Genomic DNA, 22,577 nt, shown 5'->3' on the forward strand with positions numbered 1-22,577 from the left:
TTTCAAAAATGGGATACAAATCTATTTGTATTCGGTTTTTTATGAAATTTTGAAAACAATTATATTTGTATTCTAATATGGAAAGCAATTTTACCTTAGCTTACTTCTCACTATAGTACATTTCTAAGAATGAGAGGAACTCGTTCATTCTATAAAAGTTATTGAGGGCTAAAAAGAGTATCATCACCCCTAAAAACAACTGAAGTCCTAGTGTGGCATTGGTATTTTTTCGGTAAGAATGTAAAAGCCACCCCAAAATTAGAGGAATAACGAATACAAAATGCCCTCCGTAGATGTAGGAGGTATGCAGCCCGAATTTTAGGACACAATGTATCATAATATCTACAAGAAAAGACAACATCAGAACTTGAACGAGCGGCTTCTTGAACCCTCTTAAATATCCCCAAAGAACGAGTACAAACAGCAACCCCACAAATATATAAGAGAAGTAGGTGGTATAGACTTCCATAAATAAGGCTTTGTAGTGGAAGTTATGTTTGTTGTGATAATCTCTGATAATAAAACTAGGGAATAACACATTGCCACCCCAAAACCAAGAAACTACCATATCCCAAATAGGCACGAGTTTCGGTTGCGAAAATTTTTCGTACTGTTGTCCTGTTTTATCTAAAAATGCAGAAAACTGAAAATTCATTCGGTACATAAAAAGTAGTAAAAATACCCCTACCGAAAGTCCTACCTTTGCCACCGCATTCGCCAAGTGTTTGATGTTGTGGTACCATTTCCTTTCAAACAAAATAGGAATGTAGACTTTAACAATATTGGTAATGGTAAGCCCTCCTATCGCCAAGCTACTTAGGCATAGCATTCCCCAAGAGAGCGTTCTTCTTTGTGTGAGCCTCAAGGCAGCATAGTAGGTAAATCCGCTTAGAAACAAAAGACTGTAAGTATAGGTTTCTGGTGTGAAGGACAGCATAATGTTGGTACTAAACAAACTGAAAAATACTACTAAAATAAGACTGCTAGCCAATGATAGCTGAATGATGTTTTTAAGATATTTAAAAATGAAAACCATTGTCCAACTAATGGCAAGGCTACTCAATAGAGCAAGACTTAGCCGAAAGAGATGATTTTTCTGCCCGTTAGAAACCCAAAGAGAAAACTCTCTAATGGCATCAAAAAAATAGTTGGATAGAGGGTGTCTTTCGTATCCGCCGCCCGTCATTACAATAGCTCTGTTGTCAAAACTAAAATAAGCGTCCCAAGGGATTCTGTCATCAAATACAATGGTGGAAGTTAAGGCAATATGCCCCGCCAAAATACCATACGCCACAAGGAAGAAAATAAACAAAGCCCACTCCACCCACGAGCTAGGGCAACTTTGTTTTAGAATGCCATAAAATTTAGATTTCATTACAGTTTTACCAAAATTTCCGCAAAAATACTCTAATTGTTAAGAACTGCAAGACAAAGTAGAGCAACCCACTACCTCATCGTACTTTTGAGGTCTTTTAATACTCCATTTTGGGAATGTTTCTTGGTAAGGATTTTTAAGAGCAGTAAGGAGTTGGTTAAAGTAGCTGATGTTCCCTTTATTAAGCTCTTCTATACACTCGTGTAGGAGGTAGTTTCTAAGGGTAAATTTGGGGTTGTTTTGGCTCATTAGAGCAAGTCTTTCGTTGGGAGAAATTTTGTTTAAAGCCAATCGGTTTTGGTAGGAATTTATCCATTGATTGAGGCGTTGTAGGTCTTCCGTATGGAGAGATTTATAAGAAATATCCTGCCAGTTGATTAGATGAACATCTTTCTCCAATGCATTGAAAAATAAAGTGTAGTCCAACTTTAGCGAAGTCATTAGATTTTGCCAATCTGTAAAGAAATCTACATCGGTATCTTTCATAAAAGTATCCAATCCCATTTTAGAACACATCATTTGGTCGTATTGATTCCAAAAATCAGTGCCAAAATCTTCCAAAGTTTGCTCAATAAAATCTACATCGTTTATTAGAGGAAATAAAGCATTGCCTAGTTGCCAAAGATTCCATTGTGCCATTTCGGCTTGTCTTCCAAAAGCATAACGCCTATTGGGTAAATCGGTAGTATTGGGCGTGAAATTCAAATCGTATTCATCTAGCATAGAGAATGGTCCGTAGTCTATACTAAGCCCGAGTATACTCATATTATCGGTATTCATCACACCGTGGGTAAAGCCTACTCTTTGCCATTCTACCATAAGGTTGGCGGTTGTTTCAGCAATTTTTTTGAAAAACTGATGATAAGGTTGAGGTTCATCTGTTTTTATTTCACGGAAATAGCGTTGAATACAGAAGTCGGCTAGATTTTTCAGAGTATCTATTTCGTTTTGGGCAGCCAATAGCTGGAAGTGCCCAAACCTTATAAATGAGGGAGCGGTGCGTATAACTACCGCTCCTTTCTCTTGTTTAGGATTGCCATTGTAGAGTATATCTCTTGTTACCATTTCTCCTGTTTCAGCGAGAGAAAGGGCTCTAGTGGTAGGTACACCTAGATGATACATTGCTTCGCTCATTAGATATTCTCTCACAGAGGAACGAAGCACGGCTCGTCCATCTGCAAATCTAGAGTAGGGCGTTGCTCCTGCACCTTTCCATTGGATTTCGGTGGTTTCTCCGCTAGTGTTTTGTATCTCTCCAGTCAATATTGCTCTGCCGTCCCCCAGTTGCCCTGCCCATTGCCCAAACTGATGCCCAGCGTAAGCAGTAGCATAGGTTCTGATGTTTTTGGGTAAATCTTGGGCAGCTAAAAAAGCCTCGTCTTCGGGTTCAAAAGAACCTAAACCTATCTCGTTAGAAAGGTCTTGATTGAATGCAATAGCTTTGTAGTTAGTAAATAGGGCAGGTTCTACCGTAGCAAAAAGCATTTTTGGTGTTTGCCTTTGAATGGTATCACCAGAAAAATCGCCAGGGAATTGGTCTAAAAAAGGTTGAGTGATGAGGTGTGTGTTCATTTAATTTATATCAAAAATAATGGGGTAAAGTTAAGTAATTTACCCCATTAAGTTTTTTTTGATTTAGTTGGCTCTGTTTTTTTCTTCTTGGTTTCCAGAAGCACGGGAGCTTACCGATATTTTATTGTTACCAAACTTATAGTTGAGAGAAAATCTCACATATTGAGAGTCATAGTATTGCGAAAAAGATTGTAGTATGCCTTGAGAAATTTCTTTATAAGTGTATTGCTGGCTTCGGAATATATCATTAAAATGAAGTCCTAAAATCAGGTTTTTGTTTAATAATAAATACTTAAAGCCAATGTCTAGTGAGGAGTATTCACTCATAGTACCTATCCCTTTTGAAGGAAGAGAATACTCGTAATTTAGGCTGGCAAACAGTGTCTTTTTAGAATTGAGTGTAAAGGTATTTCTAGAGGTTGTATAGCCACTCCAACCGGAATATTTGTGGTTAGAATAGATTTCTATATAAGGTTTTGTTTCTGAGTAAGAAGCGTTTATTTCTGCAGAGGCTTCCCACCAACTAAACGGTTTGTAATTGATGCTAATAGAACCACCAGTAAACATATCATTAGAAATGTTTTCGTACCTCATAACTGTGATATTCTCTGCAACATTGTGTCTAGAGATTTGGGCGGTATTATCTATATATTTTCCATAAAATAGTTGAAAGTTAAGCAGGCTTTTATAAGCATAATTAAATTCTACATTGTTTATAAAGATGGGTTGTAAAAATGGATTTCCTGTGGTATAAGATTTTGGAGTTTCGTACCATCTGGCTGGATTTAATGAGCCCCAAGAAGGTCGCCCTATACGCCTACCATAGTTGGCAGAGAAAGAGTGGTTTTCGTTAGGCTTATACATAATGTAGAGGGTTGGGAACAGTTTGGTGTAATTTCTTTGGGTAATTTCGTTAGTAGAAATCGAGTTAGCATTGGTTTGAGTGGCTTCTCCACGAAGTCCAACTTTGGTTTCCCATTTTTCTCCGAAAGATTTAGAAGCACTAAAGTATAGCGCCTGTATATTTTCAGTATATTCAAAGTGGTCTTTTTGAGAAAGAATTAAATTGTTATTGTCTTGATTAAAGAAATTTATATCTACTAAGTTTTTAGTTTTAGTGGAAGCGGCTCTACCTCCAAAGGACAAATTAGCCCAAGACAAAGGCATTTCAAAATCAGTCTTGATGGAATAATTCTTTACATTTTGATGCGAGTTGTTTTGAGAATATTGTGTTTCCGTAGTCGCAGGGATAAAATCTTGTAATAAAGAAGTGAAATGATTAGCCTCAGGATTAGTCATATCAAAATAATCTGCATCTACAGACAGCTTTTTACCATCGTTGCCTAGTTTCTGAACATAATTAAGGTTTAGAGAGATGTTGCTAGGCGTTCCTTGAGATAGCCCCTCCGTTTTGTAGTAGTGAATTAAAGAATGGTCGCTGTACCTTCTCGCAAAATTATCTGCAAATTCATCGGAGTATCTATCTGTAAAAGAGCCCATAAATTGCAACCCTAGACTGCTTTTATCTGTAAAGGCGTACTCTAAATTTAACAAAGTGCCCCAGTTTTTTCTATGGTTACGATTAAAGAGTTTATTGTTCCATTGGTAATCGGGATAATCGTAGAATATATCGTTAGTATAGAGGTTTCTTCCGTAGCTATAATTAACATCTACTAGGGCAGAAAATTTATCTTTTTTATAATTGAAATTAGCACCTTGTACTAATCTTTCGTAAGTGGCTTGTAGGTAGCTAGAGCGTAGTGTAGCACTCCAGTTATTTTGTTTAGAGCGTTTGAGTTGTATGTTAATAAGTCCACTATTTCCTTCGGCTTCATATTTTGACGGTGGGTTGGTAATAACTTCTATCTTTAAGATATTGGCAGAAGGTATAGACTTTAGATAATCTTGTAGAGCCTCTCCAGAGAGTTGAGTTATCTTATCATTTATCATCACTCTAACGCTACTTTTACCTACAAGTTGTATATTGTTTCCTTGTATTCTTACACTAGGAGTAGCTTTTAGTGCGTCCAAAGCATCACCTCCCACTACAGAAACGGCGTTTTCTACATTAAAAACCAATCTATCTACCTTCCTCTCTATAAGTTTTTTTTGAGCTTTAAGTTCTACGGCTTGTATTTCTTTCTCTATACTGTCCTGCTTCTGTTGTTGAGCGTTAGCCACGCCAAAACTGATAAGCGATATTGCAATGATGAGCCTTTTCACGAGGGTTTATTTTAGTTTAAATGATTCGTCGCCGAAGTTAAATAAAATTGATTGTTTGTGCAATAGACTACAATTAGAGAGATTTAGCGAGATACAAAATATTTCATAAATCATCAGTAAATGCTTACTTTTGTGGCAAAAATAAATCATTAGCAATGCCAAAAATATCAAACAGAGCAGCCAATATGCCTGCTTCCCCTATCCGAAAATTAGTACCTTACGCTTTAGCAGCAAAACAAAGAGGAACTAAAGTCTATCACCTTAATATAGGTCAGCCCGATATAGAAACGCCAGAAACAGCACTCGCAGAACTGCAAAAGATTGACTTAAAGGTGCTAGAGTATTCGCTTTCAGAAGGGAACTTAGAGTATAGAAAGGCTTTAGAAAACTACTACCATAGTTTGGGCTTTACAGACTTAACTACGGATAACTTCATCGTTACCAATGGTGGTTCGGAGGCGTTGAACTTTGCACTTTCTACTTTATGTGATGAGGGTGATGAAATCATCATTCCAGAGCCTTATTATGCCAATTATAACGGTTTTTCTAACCATATCAATGCTAAAGTAGTAGCGGTGCCGTCTTCTATAGAGAGCGGTTTTGCACTACCGAGCATAGAAGAATTTGAGAAAAAAATTACCGATAAAACCAGAGCGATACTTATTTGTAACCCAGGCAACCCAACAGGCTATCTTTATACCAAAGAAGAGTTGAAACGATTAGCCGAAATTGCCCTTAAACACGACATTGTAGTTATTTCCGATGAGGTGTACCGTGAATATGTTTATGATGGAGAGAAACAGACTTCGATGTTGGAGTTTCCTGAACTAGCAGAGAACTGTATCATCATAGACTCCGAGTCTAAAAGATACTCTATGTGTGGGGTAAGGATTGGCTTTATGGTTACCCGTTCTAAAGTGATTAAAGACGCCGCTATGAAATTTGCTCAAGCAAGGTTAAGCCCTGTATTGCTAGGACAGATTATTGCAGCGAAGGCTCACCAAAACGATGCGGCTTATATCCAAAGTGTAAGAGAAGAATACACCAAAAGAAGAAACCTTTTAGTACAACTACTTAACGAGATACCAGGAGTTAATTGCCCGATGCCAAAAGGAGCATTTTATTGTATGGCAGAGCTGCCTATAGACGATGCCGATAAGTTTGCACAATGGCTATTGGAGTCTTATTCTCATAACAACGAAACCATTATGGTGGCTCCAGCGGGAGGGTTTTATTCTAACCCAGAGTTAGGTAAAAAACAAGTGAGAATAGCCTATGTTCTCAAAGAAGAAGATTTAAAAAGAAGTGCAGAATTGCTTAAAGACGCGTTAGAAAAATACCAAGCTTTGTAGATAAGATTTTAGTTTGCAAAAGCCGAGAGTTGTTTAGACTTTCGGCTTTTTTTATGGGGTAATTAAAAAACTTTCTCCAAACACTTGCACACTTTGGCAAAAGATGATAAGTTTGTCCCGTTTTATGAAACAACATACCAACAACATACAAAAAAGTGAAAAAAAGTGGCACAAAAATTTGGTAGTTCCAAATAATTGTGTAAACACACACACACACACACACACACACACACACACAGATAGTTACCTACTTATGGGTCCAACTATTTAGTAAAGCCTTTAGACTTTTATCGTTAATTATAAATAGAGTTCCGCCAACTTTCGTTGGGGGCATTTTGAGTTTATACCATTCTAATTTTAGCTTTCATCAATATTGGCTAAAAGCACGCTTATCTCATAAACATAATTGGTTCAAGAGTTCAAGGTTTAAGTTTCAAATATTCAAAGAGGTAACAGGACTATTGAACTACGAGCCCAGAACTTTAAACCTTGAACTCTTGAATTTTGAACAGCTTCAGCTCCTTAAACCGAACCACCAACCTCTAAAACTTTAAACCTTAAACTTTAAACATTGAACTTTAAACCTTAAACTTTAAACAATACATCTTATGAAAACAGCAAAACTAAATGTATGTACCTTCCTATTTTTAGGTTTAGGACTTTCTACCACCTACGGGCAAGTAGGCATCAATACCTCTAGCCCCAAAGCCACCCTAGATGTGGAAGGTAAGGCATCAGATGCCGATGCTCTTGACGGGATTATTCCCCCTCGTTTAAAGGGGGCACAGTTGAGGAGTAAAACTTATACCCCAGAACAGCAAGGCGCTATCGTCTATGTTACGGAGACGGAAACCTCCCCGTCGGGACAAACGGCGAATGTTACCAATGCTGGGTACTATTATTTTGATGGTTCCTCGTGGCAAAAATTTTCTGGAAATGCTTCTACTTATACTCCATCAGAAACGGTGAAAATAGAGGGGGCAGAGTTGCGAAGAGCGGCTTTAACGGGAGATGTTACCGCCAATTTGAACAGCAATGATACCAAAGTAACTAAAATACAAGGCAAAGAGGTCTCGGCTACCCCGCCCCGATTAGGGCAGCTATTGGTATGGAATGGTACGCAATGGACGCCTACGGGCGGTTTACGGGTGGTTTCACCTTTAAATGGTATTGATGCCAGCGGCAAAGTTACGCTTGAAGCTACGGACAATGGCGGCTATGTGTATGTGAACAGTACCACCGCAACTACCGTTGAAGTTCCAAATGCTTTGCCTGTGGGGTTTAGTTGTGTGATTGTTCAAAATAATACAGGGCAGGTAAAGGTTTTGGGAGCTATGTCAAGTGCAAGAGGGGTGATGACGAGAGGGCAATATTCGGCTATTGGTATCATTAAGGATACGGGGACTACGGTAACTATTACGGGGGACGCCGTTAACTAAATAGATGTTAAAAAAAGAAAACAATGAAACCAAATAGATTTTATTTATACAGTTTAGTATTGGTGTTTCTTCCTCTTATGGGGTACTCCCAAGTGGTATTGCAGGCGTTAGAAGCCTATAATAATATAACATTTGAGAGTGGGAAGAAGCGCATCGCTTCAATTTACGATGCCGACTATTTACCATATAATATAGACCCTCGTTCGGAAGCTCTTTGGCAAAGGGATATTCCTGCGGACGGCACTCCAGACCCCTTGATAAACCATCAAGGAAAAATAACAACAACGGGATTCCAAGTAGGGATTCCTGTTAGTGTATTAAAGGACGGCACTCTTCCCGCTTACAGCGTGGATATTACCGTACCAGCCGCCCACACAGAAGATGGCAATAGCAGAACCCTTCGCTTTTCGTGGCAAGAACAACCTGTTATCGCTACAGGTGCTATAGGTGGTACAACTTACATTGTGGCGACCATCCGTTCATTAGAGGGGGATTTGCTGATTAAGAAATTGGATATGAATATGGGGTTTGGTGCTGATGTAGAGGGATTGTTGCTAGGAACATTCAACTATCCCGACCGTTATGCAGGAGCGGGGCAGTTTGTTACCACCACCGCTGAATATAAGCTTTATGCGGTAACGGGGATTCCCGACCGTTGCTTTGGGAAGACCACTGCGGCTTGTGTAGGCTACGGAGCTGGTGCTAGGGAACACGATTTTATCTATACGCCCGTGTTGGGTCCAGATGGTAAAGTTTGGCTGAGCAACAACCTTGGGGCGGAGTATGCTAGGTATGGCTCAGTTGTTTTTGACCCTGCTGCCCAAGCAGGAACTCGTGAAAACTCATGGAGCCGGCCACTAGTATATCCAACCGTAGAGCAAATCCAACTTGATTATTTTGCTTATGGTTCATTATTCCAGTGGCAGCGTAACCCCGATGGACACGAGCTTATTGAGCCGAGAATTGATAGGAGAAGATTAAATTTTGATAGGACTGATATTCTATCAACTTCATGGACAAAACCTGGTTCTAAATGGACAATGAGTTCTACTCCAAACTATTCGTGGGTAACTAATGATTTAACGCAGCAAGGACCTCATACCTTGTGGCAGTCTGGGGGAGCCACTAATCCGTGTCCATCAGGATACCATGTACCTACTCGTGAAGAGATGCAGGCACTGCATATTGCTATTGATGGAGCCACAATAAGTGCGAATACTAAGTTGAGAGGAGAGAGAGTTCTCCGATTAACTGAAGGAGACAGGATAAGTACGCCAAATGGGTATATTGACGTAGTTCCAGGTAATAATGGTTGGTATTGGACCTCATCACATTCAGGTACTAATGCCAGCTATTTATCGTGGAATAGATATGGATATGCAATAAGCGAAAATGATGGTTGGCAACGAATAGCTATGAGTATTCGTTGCATCAAAGATTAGCAAACTTTAGAAATTAGAACTTTATTATAAAAAAAATGTTTAACCTTTAAAAATAGTTATTATGCCTATTAAGTACAATGTAGTCCAAAAGGCTAATCCCTCCAAAAGAGAGGAGAAAAAGTGGTACGCCTCTGCCAAAGCCGATGGCGAAGTTAGTTTCAAAGCCCTAAGCAAAGAAATTGCCCAAGGCTCCACCACCGTAAGCGATACCGATGTGTTGGCGGTACTCAACGACCTTATTAAATCCCTATCCCGCCACTTATCCGATGGTAAAATCGTAAGGTTAGGAGAATTTGGGGCGTTTCAAGTCAGCCTTTCTTCCAACGGCGAGGAGGAAGAAAGCAAAGTAACCGCCGCAAGCATCAAAAACTCCAAAATTGTCTTCCGCCCAGGGGAAGACCTGCGTAATATGCTCGCAACGGCAAAGTATGAGAAGTATAGTAAATAGGAGCAATCCTACTTCAAACGGAAAATCTGCCAACCTTTGGTTGGCAGATTTTGTTTTTTGTGGTTATCATTTAAAGTGGTTTTAAAATGGTCTTTGGAGATAAATGTGTATATAGACCTAGGTATTGCCGAAGGCGGGGCTTCTTAACACCCAACCTCAACTGAAATACCACACTTCAAAAGAAAACAAAATTTTATAAAAAAGCAATTAACCAATACCTTGTTATCTGTGTTTTTTTAATCCACAAAAGTTTCTTTTATTACCTGTTTTACTGCTTTGACTTCTTTTTCAGACAATTCACCAAATATTTTCGTTATTCTTTTTCTGTCAACAGTTCTAATCTGATCTATCATTGTCCAACCTTTTGTATTACCACTTTTGATTTCAACTCGTGTAGGGTAATTTTTGGAACTGCTGGTTATCGGAGCAATGATGATTGTTTGAAGATATTTATTCATCTCATTTGGAGATAAAATAATACTTGGTCTAGTCTTCTTAACTTCGCTTCCAACTGTCGGGTCGAGATTCACTAACACTATTTGATATTGTTTTAGCTCCATTCGTCAAAATTTTCATCATCAAAAACATCATCAATCAAGAGTTGGTCGTCACCATTATCATTCATTTGCTTGAAAGCCTCTTCCCAACCTTTTCTTGGTTCTGCTTTAGGTTTTAAAATTATAAAACCTTTTTTAAGAATAATCTCTATCTTGTCTTGAATATTATATTTTTCAAGGATTGTTTTTGAAAGTCTTATTCCTTTTGAGTTTCCAATATTTACTACAGATAGTTCCATAATCTAATCATTTGTAATCACAAAGTAATTACATTTATTCTAATTATGCAAGTTATTTTGTTTAAATGTTGTTGTGCGTTCGGCATATCTTATCTAGTATGCTAATTTCTTATTATTCAACTCTACATTAAAATTTACCTTTGCTCCTAAAGCTTCAAATACTTTCAAAATTGTGGTAAACCTTGCATCTGTTGTGCTGTTTTCTATTTTAGAAATCTGTGCTTTTTTAACCCCCACAAGAGCTCCTAATTCTTCTTGTGTCAAATTACGTTCTTGTCGAGCTTGTTTGATAGCCTGCCCCAATAAGTCAAGGCGAAGTTCGTTTTCAAATTCGTTCCGTTTTTTTGTTCCTTTTTTACCAATATACTTATCAGTCAATTCCTCTAAACTATAGGTCTTCATTGCTTATAATTTTTCGTTAAAATATTTCTCCCTTAAAATTTCTGCTCTTTTAATTTCATTTTTTGGAATCTTGTCTGTTTTCTTAATCAGTCCGTGAGTAGAAATAACAACCGTGTCTTTTTTATCCGTTTTATCCCAAAATGCAAAAAGTCGATAATATGTTTTGTTATATTTTGTCCTAAATTCCCATATTTCATCTTGCAATTTTTTGAATAATTCCTTATCATTCGTACTTCGAGCTTTCCAAATATTATAAACAATTTTATCTCTCGTCTTTTCATCTAACCCATCCAAAAAAACTTTCGCTTCTTCTAAAAATTCGATACGAAATCTGTATTTGTTCATTCATTATCACTTTTCGGTAAAAGTAATAGTTTCCTATTTAAGAAACAAATAGTTTTGGTAGAAATTTTATTTTTAGTGATTTATTATCACATAATTCTAACGCACAACTGTACTTTATAGGCAATGCTTCCAAAAATTTTGACTGTTGTAACTTTTATATTACATTTGTGGAATGAAAGTTAGAGAGGTTATTGCTTTTAAAAAACTATTTTGAAGATTTTCTTGTTGAACAGCTTACGAAAGTTCAAGATAAAATCTTTAAGATAATTGAGGCAATAGAAACTTTGGAAAGGATTCCGAGTAACTATCTTAAACATATTACAGGCACTAAAGGTCTGTATGAAGCTCGGATTCAATTAGCCTCGAATATTTGGCGAGTATTTTGTTTTTTTGATAATGATAGATTAGTTATTCTGCTTAATGGTTTTCAGAAAAAAACACAGAAATCACCAAAAAATGAAATTGAGAAAGCAATAAAATTAATGGAAGAATACTTTAACAATAAACGCAAGAAAAATGAATACTAGAAGCTGGAAAGAAATTAAAGACAATGTATACGGCAAAGCTGGAACAGACAGAAGAGACCAGCTTGATAGAGATTTTGAAAGTTTTAAAATCGGTTTACAACTCAGAAAAGCTAGAGAAGAAAAGAATTTAACACAATTAGAACTTGCCGAAATAGTGAATAAAAAGCGAGAATACATTTCCAGAATTGAGAATAATGGAAGTAATCTAACGCTTAAAACTTTATTTGACATTGTTGAAAAGGGACTTGGTGGAAAAGTGAAAATATCTATTGAGGTATAATATCGCTGCCTGTAACATAGTATTTGCAAAAGACGGGGTTAAGTGTTTAGTTGAAAGTTTAGTTATATTTATCCGCTTCGGTTTGGACTAAATTGAACTATGGGTTTAATTTAGTCCGCCTTTCGCAAATACTTTTTCCGTTTAGTTTGACCCAAAAGTACCAAAAAGTCAAGAGCAAAGGTTAGGTTTGGCTCCGCCGAACCACTGCGTTAGGTTTCATCAAGGAAAAGAAGGGAGATAAATATATATGTACTTTTAGCTTGACCTAAAAGTACCAAAAAGTCAAGACTAGAAAACTACGGCTAAAAATGAGGTGTCCATTCTAAAAGCCCTAGAACTCACGCCAAGGCTAAGCCCTACGCTTGTTCAGACAATAGACCTTTTTTAACGAATGGACGCCTCATTTTCTTAACACCTTCGTTTCCTTAGGTTGGAGAATGGAATAGTGATAATTAGGCGTTGTTCCAAACAGGCTTTGGTAGAGGCGGTTAAGGCGGGTGTCAAAAACGCTTCGATGTTTTCTCCAAAACGCTTCGACGAGTTTGCAAACTCGTCGAAGCGTTTTTATGAAAATGTTGGGACATTTTTTCAACTCACTTTAGAGCTTTTACAAAAAATGAAAAGAGCAGGTCTTGTATAGGTTTTATTATCGGTATTTTTTGTATTTTAGCGAACTATTTTTAGAAAAAGCAAATTTTTTATCAAGATGAGTAAATTTACAGAATACAAAGGGCTTAATCTTACGGATATATCAGCACAAATAGCTGATTTTTGGAAAAAGGATAATACATTTCAGAAGTCGGTGGAGATTAGAAAAGGCAAACCAGAGTTCGTGTTTTACGAAGGACCACCTTCTGCTAACGGTATGCCAGGAATTCACCACGTAATGGCTAGAGCTTTAAAAGACATTTTCTGTAGATACCAAACTCAAAAAGGGAAACAAGTATTTCGCAAAGCGGGTTGGGATACTCACGGACTGCCAGTAGAGCTGGGGGTAGAGAAAGAGTTAGGCATTACCAAAGAAGATATAGGTAAGAAAATTTCGGTGGAAGACTACAATCAGGCGTGCCGAAATGCCGTAATGAAGTACACCGATGTTTGGAACGACCTAACTGAAAAGATAGGCTATTGGGTAGATTTAGAAGACCCATACATTACCTATAAGCCTAAGTATATGGAAACGGTTTGGTGGCTTTTAAAGCAGCTTTACACCAAAAATTTGCTTTATAAAGGTTATACCATTCAGCCATATTCTCCTAAGGCGGGTACAGGGCTTTCTTCTCACGAGCTTAATCAGCCAGGGACTTACCGCGATGTAAGCGATACCACCATTGTGGCTCAATTCAAAGTAAAACAACTTTCAGATAACGTGGCTTCTAAGATAGGTCAGCAAAGTGGGGATATCCACATTCTCGCTTGGACGACAACGCCTTGGACGCTTCCGTCTAACACAGCTTTGGCAGTGGGTAAAGAGGTGGAATATGTCTTGGTGAAAACCTTTAATCAATACACTTTTGAACCAATCCAAATTGTTCTAGCGAAGGTACTTCTTGAGAAAAACTTTGGTAAAAAATATTTTGAAGCCACAGATGAAGATTTGGCTAAATATCAATCCGAAGATAAACAAATCCCTTATCAAGTGTTAGGGCATTTTTCGGGTGCAGATTTAGCAGGAACGCAATACGAACAGTTGGTGCCGTGGTTTTTACCATACGAAAATCCAGACCAAGCCTTCCGTGTGATTGTAGGGGATTTTGTAACCACAGAGGACGGGACAGGGATAGTACATATTGCACCTACCTTTGGTGCTGATGACGCCCGTGTCGCAAAAGAAAACGGAATACCTCCGATGCTCATCAAAGATGAAAACGATAACCTAGTGCCTTTAGTAGATTTACAAGGGAAATTTGTTAAAGGAGAGGCGGTGCCAGAGCTATTTAGTGGTAAATACATCAAAAATGAATATTACGATAATGGTGCTGCTCCAGAGAAATCTTGGGACGTAGAAATGGCAATCCTCCTTAAAACAGAAAATAAAGCATTTAAGGTAGAGAAATACCTCCACTCTTATCCTCATTGTTGGAGAACAGATAAGCCAGTGTTGTACTATCCGCTAGACTCTTGGTTTGTTAAGATGACTTCGGTTAAAGAGCGTCTAGTAGAACTAAATAAAGAAATCAACTGGAAGCCGAAAGCTACTGGAGAGGGGCGTTTTGCCAACTGGCTAGAAAATGTAAACGATTGGAACCTCTCTCGTTCTAGATATTGGGGAATCCCGTTGCCGATATGGAGAACAGAAGACCTAAAGGAAGAGAAAATCATAGGTTCGGTAGAAGAGTTGGTAAATGAAATCAACAAGTCCGTAGCAGCAGGAGTGATGGCGGAAAACCCTTTCAAAGATTTTGAAATAGGGAATATGAGTGAAGAAAACTATGCTAAGATAGATTTACACAAAAATATTGTGGACGAGGTGGTGCTAGTGTCCGAAACGGGTAAACCGATGAGAAGAGAATCTGACTTGATAGATGTTTGGTTTGATTCTGGGGCGATGCCTTATGCACAGCTACACTATCCTTTTGAAAATAAGGAATTCATAGAGCAGAACAAGGCATTCCCGGCGGACTTTATCGCGGAAGGAGTAGACCAAACTCGTGGTTGGTTCTACACGCTACACGCCATTGCAACTAGCGTTTTTGACTCTGTGGCGTACAAAAATGTGGTGTCCAATGGTCTTGTGCTAGACAAAAACGGACAAAAAATGTCTAAACGATTGGGCAATGCGGTAGACCCATTTGATACTTTAGCGAAGTACGGTCCAGACGCCACCAGATGGTATATGATTTCCAATGCAAACCCTTGGGAAAACCTTAAATTTGATATTGATGGTGTAGATGAGGTGAGAAGAAAGTTCTTCGGAACACTTTACAATACTTATTCATTCTTTGCACTTTACGCCAATGTAGATGGCTTTAAATATGCCGAGAAGGAAGTAGAAAACAGACCAGAGATAGACCGTTGGATTCTTTCGGAACTTAATATATTAGTAAAAGAAGTTACCGAGTTCTATAACGATTACGAGCCAACCAAAGTCGCTAGAGCCATCAATACCTTTGTTAATGATAATTTGAGTAACTGGTATGTAAGGCTTTGTCGCCGTCGTTTCTGGAAAGGAGATTATACTGAAGATAAAATTTCGGCTTATCAAACACTTTACACTTGTTTAGAAACAGTGGCGAAAATATCAGCACCAATCGCTCCATTCTTTATGGATAGGCTTTATCAAGACTTGAATAAAGTGACCCAAAGAGATACGGCAGAAAGCGTGCATCTTACGGATTTCCCTGTAGCTAATGAAGGTGCGATAGACATCAATTTAGTAGAAAAAACACACTTAGCACAACAGATTACCTCTATGGTATTTTCACTAAGAAAGAAAGAAAATATCAAGGTAAGACAGCCATTGCAGAAAGTAATGGTGCCTGTTCTAGATAAGAAAACGGAAGAGCAGATTGTGGCTGTTTCGGACTTAATCAAACAAGAGGTGAATGTAAAAGAGCTGCAAATCATCAATGATAAAGAGGCAGAGGGACTTATCGTAAAACAAATAAAGCCGAACTTTAAGACTTTAGGTCCTAAATTGGGTAAAGATATGAAGACGGTAGCCCAAGAGATTTCAGCGTTTGATAATGCTCAAATTTCCACTTTGGAGAAGGAAGGTAAGGTAATGGTTGGAGCTTATGAGATTTGCCTAGAAGATGTGGAAATATCGACTAAAGATATTCCAGGTTGGACGGTAGCTAGCGAAGGTAAAATCACAGTAGCGTTAGATTTAACGATAACCGACGAGCTTAGGTCCGAAGGTGTAGCTAGGGAGTTTATCAATCGTATTCAGAACCTTAGAAAAGAAAAAGAGTTTGAGCTCACAGATAAAATTAAAATACAGTTAACACAAGATTGTCCATATTTGCAGGAAATTTTGAACAACGAGCAGTATATCGCTTCGGAGGTGCTTTCTGAAAAAATAGAAGTTGTAGAGGCATTAAACGCAGGTGATGAGCTAGAAATAGACGAAGTGAAGTTTACGGTGAGTATAGATAGAAATTAAACACTTAATCATATTTTGTTATTATGGAACGAGAAAGACAAAGATATAGTGATGCCGATTTGAAAGAGTTTAAAGAACTCATAGAAAGTAAAATAGAAAAGGCAGAGAAAGATTTGGCGTTGATTAGACAAAACTTTATCAATAACCAAAATAATGGTACAGATGATACCTCGCCTACATTTAAGGCTTTTGAAGAAGGGGCAGAAACTTTAAGCAAAGAACAAAACGCTATTCTTGCGGTAAGACAGGAGAAATTTATCAGAGACCTTAGGAATGCTCTTGTTAGAATAGAAAACAAAACCTACGGAATTTGTAGAGTTACAGGTAACTTAATAGGTAAGGAAAGACTGAAAGCTGTGCCTCACGCCACTTTAAGCATAGAGGCTAAAAATATGCAACGGTAATTGCAGAAAAGTTAAACACTAGCTGTGTATCACAAGAAATCTTTTTTGTGATACACGGCATTTTTGATTAAATAAAATATAAATGAAGAAGATAGTATTCGTAACCATTTTGGTATTGCTTTTAGACCAACTCTCCAAAATCTATATTAAAACTAATTTTGAACTTAACGAATCTGTGAGAGTTTTGCCAGGCTTTAGATTAACCTTTGTAGAAAATCCAGGTATGGCATATGGTTTACAGTTCGGAGGGCTTATTGGTAAATATTTTTTGGTAATTACTAGAGTGGTTCTTATTGGAGTGATGGTTCATATCTTTAAAAAATGGATTAAAGAGGGAGTATCTAATTACAGACTTATACCTATGGCAATGATATTTGCAGGAGCGATAGGGAACTTAATAGATGGTATGTTCTATGGCCTTATCTTCAATACAGGAACTGTGTTTGATGATAGTATAGGACGATGGATAGGCTACGATGGGGTTTCTCATATCACTGCTTTTGGGCAAGGTTATTCTCATTTTATGAAAGGTTGTGTGGTAGATATGTTTCATTTTGATATGATTGATTGGTGTGTGCCAGAACATTACCCTGTAATTGGAGGGACTAGAATTCAGTTTTTTAAATATATCTTCAATGTGGCAGACGCTGCTATTACAGTTGGGGTGAGTATATTGTTTTTGTTCAGAAGAAAAGCCTTTCCTAACGGACTAGAGTTTTAAGTAGATGAAAAAACTAGGGAGAGTTTTATTGATTACAAGTGTTTTATCTATTGTTAGTGTAGTAGCAGTAATATTGTGGTGTAATTATATTATTAAAAGCCAATCCGAAAGCTATATTTTTAGCAATATTTCTGATGTGCCAACTAAAAAAGTTGGACTTGTTTTGGGAACGAGTAAATATCTCCAAAACGGTATTCCTAACTATTACTTTAAATACAGAATAGATGCGGCAGCGGAGCTTTATAAAAATGGCAAAGTGCAGTATTTTATTGTAAGTGGAGACAATTCTCGTAAAGACTACAACGAAACCGAAGATATGAAGCTAGATTTAATGGCTCACGGCATTCCCGAAAATCATATTTACCAAGATTTCGCGGGGTTTAGAACGCTAGATTCTGTGGTGAGAGCAGAAGATATCTTTGGACAAAAGACATTCATCATCATTTCACAAAAATTTCATAACGAACGAGCAGTTTATTTAGCTAGAAAAAACGGCTTAGAGGCTTATGGATACAATGCTCAAGATGTGAATGCCTATGCAGGGTTTAAAACCCAAGTCAGAGAATACTTTGCAAGGGTAAAAGTCTTTTACGATTTATTATTAGGGGTAGAGCCTAAGTATAGCGGTGATAAAATTAAACTAGAAGGATAGGTAGGCTGTGATAGTATGGCCACTTTTTTTGAGAAAATTGATATAAATCAATATCTTTGCAGACTACGAATTCGTTTTCATGAAGAATATAAGAAACTTTTGCATTATAGCCCATATAGACCACGGTAAATCTACCTTGGCAGATAGGCTTTTAGAATATACCAATACAGTAACACAAAGAGAACTCCAAGCCCAAACCCTAGACGATATGGATTTGGAGAAAGAGCGAGGAATTACCATAAAATCTCACGCCATACAAATGGACTATGAGTATAAGGGTGAAAAATATGTTCTTAACCTTATTGATACACCGGGGCATGTGGATTTTTCCTACGAAGTGTCTAGGTCTATAGCAGCGTGTGAGGGGGCATTACTGATTGTAGATGCGGCACAAAGCATTCAAGCACAAACAATTTCTAATCTTTATTTGGCATTAGAAAATGATTTGGAGATTATCCCAGTACTTAACAAAATTGACTTGCCGTCTGCAAACCCAGAAGAGGTTACAGATGAAATAATGAACTTATTGGGGTGCGAGTACGAAGATGTTCTAAGAGTTTCAGGGAAAACAGGAGAAGGTGTACACGAGCTTTTAGAGCAAATTGTGGAAAGGATACCAGCTCCTAAGGGAGAGCCAGATGCTCCGCTACAAGCCCTAATTTTTGATTCCGTTTATAACCCTTTTAGAGGGATAGAAGCCTATTTTAAGGTAGTTAATGGCAAGATAAGAAAAGGCGAGAAAGTTAAGTTTATGGCTACCGATAAAACCTACGAGGCAGATGAGGTAGGGACATTAAAACTAAAACAACAGCCAAAACAAGAAATCAAGTGTGGAGATGTAGGCTATATTATTTCTGGGATTAAAGATGCCAGAGAGGTTAAAGTGGGAGATACTATTACAAGTGTAGAAAATCCTGCTACTGCTCCGATAGAAGGTTTTGAAGAGGTGAAACCAATGGTTTTTGCTGGGATTTATCCAGTAGAAAGTGAGGATTTTGAAGAGTTAAGAACCTCCTTAGAAAAACTTAGGTTAAATGATGCTTCTTTAGTTTTTGAACCAGAAAGTTCAGCGGCTTTAGGATTTGGTTTTAGATGTGGATTCTTAGGTATGCTCCATATGGAAATTGTTCAGGAAAGGTTAGATAGAGAGTTCAATATGAATGTTATCACTACGGTTCCCAATGTATCCTATCACGGATATAGCAAGAAAGAACCGGAAGTGCCAATCCTTATCAATAATCCTTCGGAAATGATGGACCCAACGGTAATGGATAGAGTAGAAGAACCTTATATTAAAGCTTCTATCATTACCAAATCCGATTTCGTAGGAGCGGTAATGACACTATGTATAGAAAAACGAGGAGAAATTGTTAATCAAAGTTATCTAACTTCCGATAGAGTAGAGCTTGTCTTTAATATGCCTCTTGCAGAGGTAGTTTTTGATTTCTATGACAGATTAAAATCCATTTCTAAAGGCTATGCTTCTTTTGATTATCACCCAATAGGTTTCCGTGCTTCTAAATTGGTTAAGATGGATATTCTTATCAACGGGGATATGGTAGACGCATTGTCTTCTCTCATACACCAAGATAATGCCTATGGTATTGGTAAAAAAATGTGTGAGAAGCTGAGAGAACTTATTCCTAGACAACAGTTTGATATAGCAGTACAAGCAGCCTTAGGGACTAAAGTTATTGCTAGAGAAACCATAAAAGCCTTAAGAAAAGACGTTACAGCAAAATGTTATGGAGGAGATATTTCAAGAAAAAGAAAACTCTTAGAGAAGCAGAAGGAAGGTAAAAAGAAAATGAAGCAGATAGGAAGAGTAGAAGTTCCACAATCGGCATTTATGGCGGTACTAAAACTAAATGATTAAACTCCAATTAGGGATAGTTTAAAATAGAACAGCCTAACCTAGCTATTTATAACAAGCGGGTTAGGTTTTTTTATTTTAGTAATCTGAATTTTAAGAAAACATCAATCAAAGTAATAGGCAAAAAGGAAAAATGATTTTTGTCAGTCCATAAATTAGTTTGTATTTTTGTTGGCGAAAATCATTCTAAATAAACACAATGATAAAAGTATCAGACCAAGCTAAAGATAAAGCTGTTCAGCTTATGGCAGAAGATGGGTTTAATCCTAGTGAAGATTTCATTAGGGTAGGCGTTAAGAGTGGAGGCTGTTCAGGGTTAGAATATGTGTTGAAATTCGATAATCAGACCACAGATACAGACCAAATCTTTGAAGATAACGGAATTAAAATAGTAATAGACAAAAAATCAATTCTCTATTTAGCAGGGACAACTTTGGAATATTCTGGAGGTCTTAACGGAAAAGGATTTGTTTTTAATAATCCTAATGCTGCTAGAACTTGTGGTTGTGGAGAGAGTTTTTCGCTATAATTGGTTTATAGGTTCAAGGTTTAAGAATTCAAAGGAGTAAGGAAGTTGTAAAATTATATGCAGGATATTATAGTTCCAGAAGATATGTCAAACATCAAAACTTTTGAAGACTTAGAAATATGGCAGTTATCTAGAGCCTTGTGCCAAGATATATTTGTAATTATAGAAGAAACTCCTTTGAAGAACAACTTTAGACTTGCTAATCAGATAGACGGAGCATCGGGTTCCATTATGGATAATATTGCAGAAGGCTTTGAACGAAACGGGAATAGAGAATTTCTACAGTTTTTATCTGTAGCAAAGGCATCTTGTGGAGAAGTACGTTCGCAGCTATATAGACTAAAAGATAGAAATTTTGTTAATGATAAAACCTTTGAAGATTTAAAAAATAAAACCTTACTTTTAAGTAAGAAAATAAGTGCTTTTATAAAATATTTAAAGAATAGTGAAATGTCAGGAACTAAATTTAAGTAGAAAAGAAATAAGTAGAAAGTAAGGGTTTCAACTTTGAGTTTTAGTAAACCTTAAACCTTGAATTTTGAACCTTGAACTTTAAATTTTAAACATTAAATAATGAAATATACAGAAGACGATTTAAGGGAAGACCTTAAAAATAAAGAATACGAAGCCGGATTTTATACAGATATAGAATACGAAGATTTTCCTACGGGGCTTAACGAAGATATTATTCGTCAGATTTCGGCAAAGAAAAATGAACCAGAATGGATGACAGAATGGAGGCTGGAGTCTTTCCGTATTTGGCAAAAAATGGAAGAGCCAGACTGGGCGAATGTGAAGTATGAAAAGCCAGACTTCCAAGCCATAAAATATTATGCCGCTCCTAAAAAGAAACCAGAATTAGCAAGCCTAGATGAGGTAGACCCAGAGTTATTAAAAACTTTTGAGAAGCTAGGCATCTCTTTAGATGAGCAGAAGAGGCTTACAGGTGTTGCCGTAGATGTGGTGATGGATTCCGTTTCGGTAAAGACTACTTTCCAAGAAACTTTGAAAGAGAAAGGTATTATCTTTTGTTCCATATCAGAGGCGATACAGGAGTATCCTGACTTGGTTAAAAAGTATATTGGTAAAGTAGTGCCAAGAGGTGATAATTTCTATGCGGCACTTAACTCGGCGGTATTTTCAGATGGTTCTTTCTGTTATATACCTAAAGGCGTAAAATGTCCTATGGAACTTTCCACTTATTTCCGTATCAACCAAGCGGGAACAGGGCAGTTTGAAAGAACTTTAGTAGTAGCAGATGAGGGAAGTTATGTGTCTTATTTGGAAGGCTGTACTGCCCCTTCTAGAGATGAAAATCAGCTCCACGCTGCGGTGGTAGAGCTTATCGCGATGGAAGGTGCAGAAATTAAGTATTCTACCGTTCAAAACTGGTATCCTGGGGACGAAAGTGGTAAAGGAGGCGTATTTAACTTCGTTACTAAGAGAGGGCTTTGTGAGAAAAACGCTAAAATCTCTTGGACGCAAGTAGAAACAGGCTCGGCGGTAACTTGGAAATACCCTAGCTGTATTTTGAAGGGCGATAATTCTATCGGAGAATTTTATTCTATTGCCGTAACCAACAATCATCAGTGGGCAGACACAGGGACGAAGATGATACACATCGGGAAGAATACCAAATCTACCATCATCTCTAAAGGAATTTCCGCAGGGAAATCCAACAATTCTTACAGAGGATTGGTAAAAGTAATGCCATCAGCAAAGGGAGCTAGAAATTTCTCCCAGTGCGACTCCCTTTTGATGGGGAACGAATGTGGTGCTCACACCTTCCCTTATATTGAAATTAAAGACCCTTCGGCACAGCTAGAACACGAGGCTACCACCAGCAAAATAGGCGAAGACCAGATTTTCTACTGTAACCAAAGAGGTTTAGACACCGAAAAGGCCATCGCCCTTATCGTAAACGGATTTAGCAAAGAGGTACTTAACAAACTCCCGATGGAGTTTGCCATAGAAGCCCAAAAACTCCTAGAAATTAGCTTAGAAGGGAGTGTAGGGTAGAGGAGCTAACCTTAGGGAAGCTCCCCAAACCATTGAAACACCTAGTATAAAGGGACGAAAATAACACCGATGA

General features: G+C 37.6%; 21 protein-coding genes. 14 read left to right on the plus strand and 7 right to left on the minus strand.

All coding sequences use genetic code 11. The features are described from left to right. Nucleotides 1-100: 100 nt before the first annotated feature. The 3 genes from D1003_RS06340 to D1003_RS06350 all read right to left on the minus strand — a co-directional run bounded on the left by D1003_RS06340 (nt 101) and on the right by D1003_RS06350 (nt 5,170). A complete protein-coding gene (locus D1003_RS06340) occupies nt 101-1,375 on the minus strand; it encodes a DUF6080 domain-containing protein (protein ID WP_153936177.1) in 1,275 nt (424 codons plus the stop codon). A 39-nt stretch (nt 1,376-1,414) separates the two neighbouring features. Continuing rightward, complete coding sequence (locus D1003_RS06345) at nt 1,415-2,947, minus strand: YdiU family protein (protein WP_153936178.1); 1,533 nt, start codon at nt 2,945-2,947, stop codon at nt 1,415-1,417. A gap of 63 nt (nt 2,948-3,010) precedes the next feature. Beyond that, a complete protein-coding gene (locus D1003_RS06350; protein WP_311709887.1) occupies nt 3,011-5,170 on the minus strand; it encodes an outer membrane beta-barrel family protein in 2,160 nt (719 codons plus the stop codon). 155 nt (nt 5,171-5,325) lie between these two features. Here D1003_RS06350 and D1003_RS06355 point away from each other — a divergent pair, with 155 nt between their 5' ends. The 4 genes from D1003_RS06355 (at nt 5,326) to D1003_RS06370 (ending at nt 9,851) form a co-directional block, all read left to right on the plus strand. Further along, a complete protein-coding gene (locus tag D1003_RS06355; protein ID WP_153936179.1) occupies nt 5,326-6,522 on the plus strand; it encodes a pyridoxal phosphate-dependent aminotransferase in 1,197 nt (398 codons plus the stop codon). Nucleotides 6,523-7,130: 608 nt separating this feature from the next. Then, nucleotides 7,131-7,961, plus strand: coding sequence for a hypothetical protein (locus D1003_RS06360; RefSeq protein ID WP_153936180.1), 831 nt, complete (start codon nt 7,131-7,133; stop codon nt 7,959-7,961). Between the two features lie 23 nt (nt 7,962-7,984). Further along, on the plus strand, nt 7,985-9,403 hold the full coding sequence (locus tag D1003_RS06365; RefSeq protein WP_153936181.1) for an FISUMP domain-containing protein: 1,419 nt from the start codon (nt 7,985-7,987) through the stop codon (nt 9,401-9,403). A 61-nt stretch (nt 9,404-9,464) separates the two neighbouring features. Then, the gene (locus D1003_RS06370) at nt 9,465-9,851 is read left to right on the plus strand and encodes an HU family DNA-binding protein (protein WP_153936182.1); all 387 of its coding nucleotides are present in this window, start codon (nt 9,465-9,467) and stop codon (nt 9,849-9,851) included. A 236-nt stretch (nt 9,852-10,087) separates the two neighbouring features. On the opposite strand, the gene D1003_RS06375 is transcribed toward D1003_RS06370, so the two are convergent. The 4 genes from D1003_RS06375 to D1003_RS06390 form a co-directional block, all read right to left on the minus strand. Further along, nucleotides 10,088-10,411: a type II toxin-antitoxin system PemK/MazF family toxin gene (locus D1003_RS06375; protein ID WP_153936183.1), complete on the minus strand. Its 324-nt coding sequence runs from the start codon at nt 10,409-10,411 to the stop codon at nt 10,088-10,090. Next, complete coding sequence (locus D1003_RS06380) at nt 10,402-10,647, minus strand: AbrB/MazE/SpoVT family DNA-binding domain-containing protein (protein ID WP_153936184.1); 246 nt, start codon at nt 10,645-10,647, stop codon at nt 10,402-10,404. The genes D1003_RS06375 and D1003_RS06380 overlap by 10 nt, the downstream gene beginning before the upstream one ends. 93 nt (nt 10,648-10,740) lie before the next feature. Then, on the minus strand, nt 10,741-11,049 hold the full coding sequence (locus D1003_RS06385) for a helix-turn-helix domain-containing protein (protein ID WP_153936185.1): 309 nt from the start codon (nt 11,047-11,049) through the stop codon (nt 10,741-10,743). A gap of 3 nt (nt 11,050-11,052) precedes the next feature. Further along, nucleotides 11,053-11,394, minus strand: a complete 342-nt coding sequence (locus D1003_RS06390; protein ID WP_153936186.1) for a type II toxin-antitoxin system RelE/ParE family toxin — start codon at nt 11,392-11,394, stop codon at nt 11,053-11,055. Between the two features lie 191 nt (nt 11,395-11,585). Between D1003_RS06390 and D1003_RS06395 the strand changes: the two genes are divergently transcribed. The 10 genes from D1003_RS06395 (at nt 11,586) to sufB (ending at nt 22,504) form a co-directional block, all read left to right on the plus strand. Then, a complete protein-coding gene (locus tag D1003_RS06395) occupies nt 11,586-11,921 on the plus strand; it encodes a type II toxin-antitoxin system RelE/ParE family toxin (RefSeq protein ID WP_153936187.1) in 336 nt (111 codons plus the stop codon). Next, entirely contained in the window at nt 11,911-12,201 is a 291-nt protein-coding gene (locus D1003_RS06400) for a helix-turn-helix domain-containing protein (RefSeq protein WP_153936188.1), read from the plus strand. Before D1003_RS06395 ends, D1003_RS06400 begins: the two co-directional genes overlap by 11 nt. Before the next feature lie 706 nt (nt 12,202-12,907). Next, on the plus strand, nt 12,908-16,306 hold the full coding sequence (gene ileS, locus D1003_RS06405; protein WP_153936189.1) for an isoleucine--tRNA ligase: 3,399 nt from the start codon (nt 12,908-12,910) through the stop codon (nt 16,304-16,306). Between the two features lie 23 nt (nt 16,307-16,329). Continuing rightward, on the plus strand, nt 16,330-16,710 hold the full coding sequence (locus tag D1003_RS06410) for a TraR/DksA C4-type zinc finger protein (protein ID WP_153936190.1): 381 nt from the start codon (nt 16,330-16,332) through the stop codon (nt 16,708-16,710). A gap of 82 nt (nt 16,711-16,792) precedes the next feature. Continuing rightward, a complete protein-coding gene (locus tag D1003_RS06415; RefSeq protein ID WP_153936191.1) occupies nt 16,793-17,431 on the plus strand; it encodes a lipoprotein signal peptidase in 639 nt (212 codons plus the stop codon). A 4-nt stretch (nt 17,432-17,435) separates the two neighbouring features. After that, nucleotides 17,436-18,083, plus strand: coding sequence for a vancomycin high temperature exclusion protein (locus tag D1003_RS06420; protein ID WP_153936192.1), 648 nt, complete (start codon nt 17,436-17,438; stop codon nt 18,081-18,083). A 79-nt stretch (nt 18,084-18,162) separates the two neighbouring features. Next, complete coding sequence (lepA, locus tag D1003_RS06425) at nt 18,163-19,959, plus strand: translation elongation factor 4 (RefSeq protein ID WP_004920511.1); 1,797 nt, start codon at nt 18,163-18,165, stop codon at nt 19,957-19,959. Between the two features lie 196 nt (nt 19,960-20,155). Further along, nucleotides 20,156-20,485 carry an iron-sulfur cluster assembly accessory protein gene (locus tag D1003_RS06430; RefSeq protein WP_038693659.1) on the plus strand — a complete coding sequence of 110 codons (330 nt, stop codon included), beginning with the start codon at nt 20,156-20,158 and terminating at the stop codon, nt 20,483-20,485. 57 nt (nt 20,486-20,542) lie between these two features. After that, nucleotides 20,543-20,959: a four helix bundle protein gene (locus D1003_RS06435; RefSeq protein ID WP_004920519.1), complete on the plus strand. Its 417-nt coding sequence runs from the start codon at nt 20,543-20,545 to the stop codon at nt 20,957-20,959. Between the two features lie 99 nt (nt 20,960-21,058). After that, on the plus strand, nt 21,059-22,504 hold the full coding sequence (gene sufB, locus D1003_RS06440; protein WP_013446996.1) for a Fe-S cluster assembly protein SufB: 1,446 nt from the start codon (nt 21,059-21,061) through the stop codon (nt 22,502-22,504). The last annotated feature ends 73 nt before the right edge of the window (nt 22,505-22,577 follow it).

It is taken from the genome of Riemerella anatipestifer, assembly GCF_009663465.1.
GTDB classification, from domain to species: domain Bacteria; phylum Bacteroidota; class Bacteroidia; order Flavobacteriales; family Weeksellaceae; genus Riemerella; species Riemerella anatipestifer_C.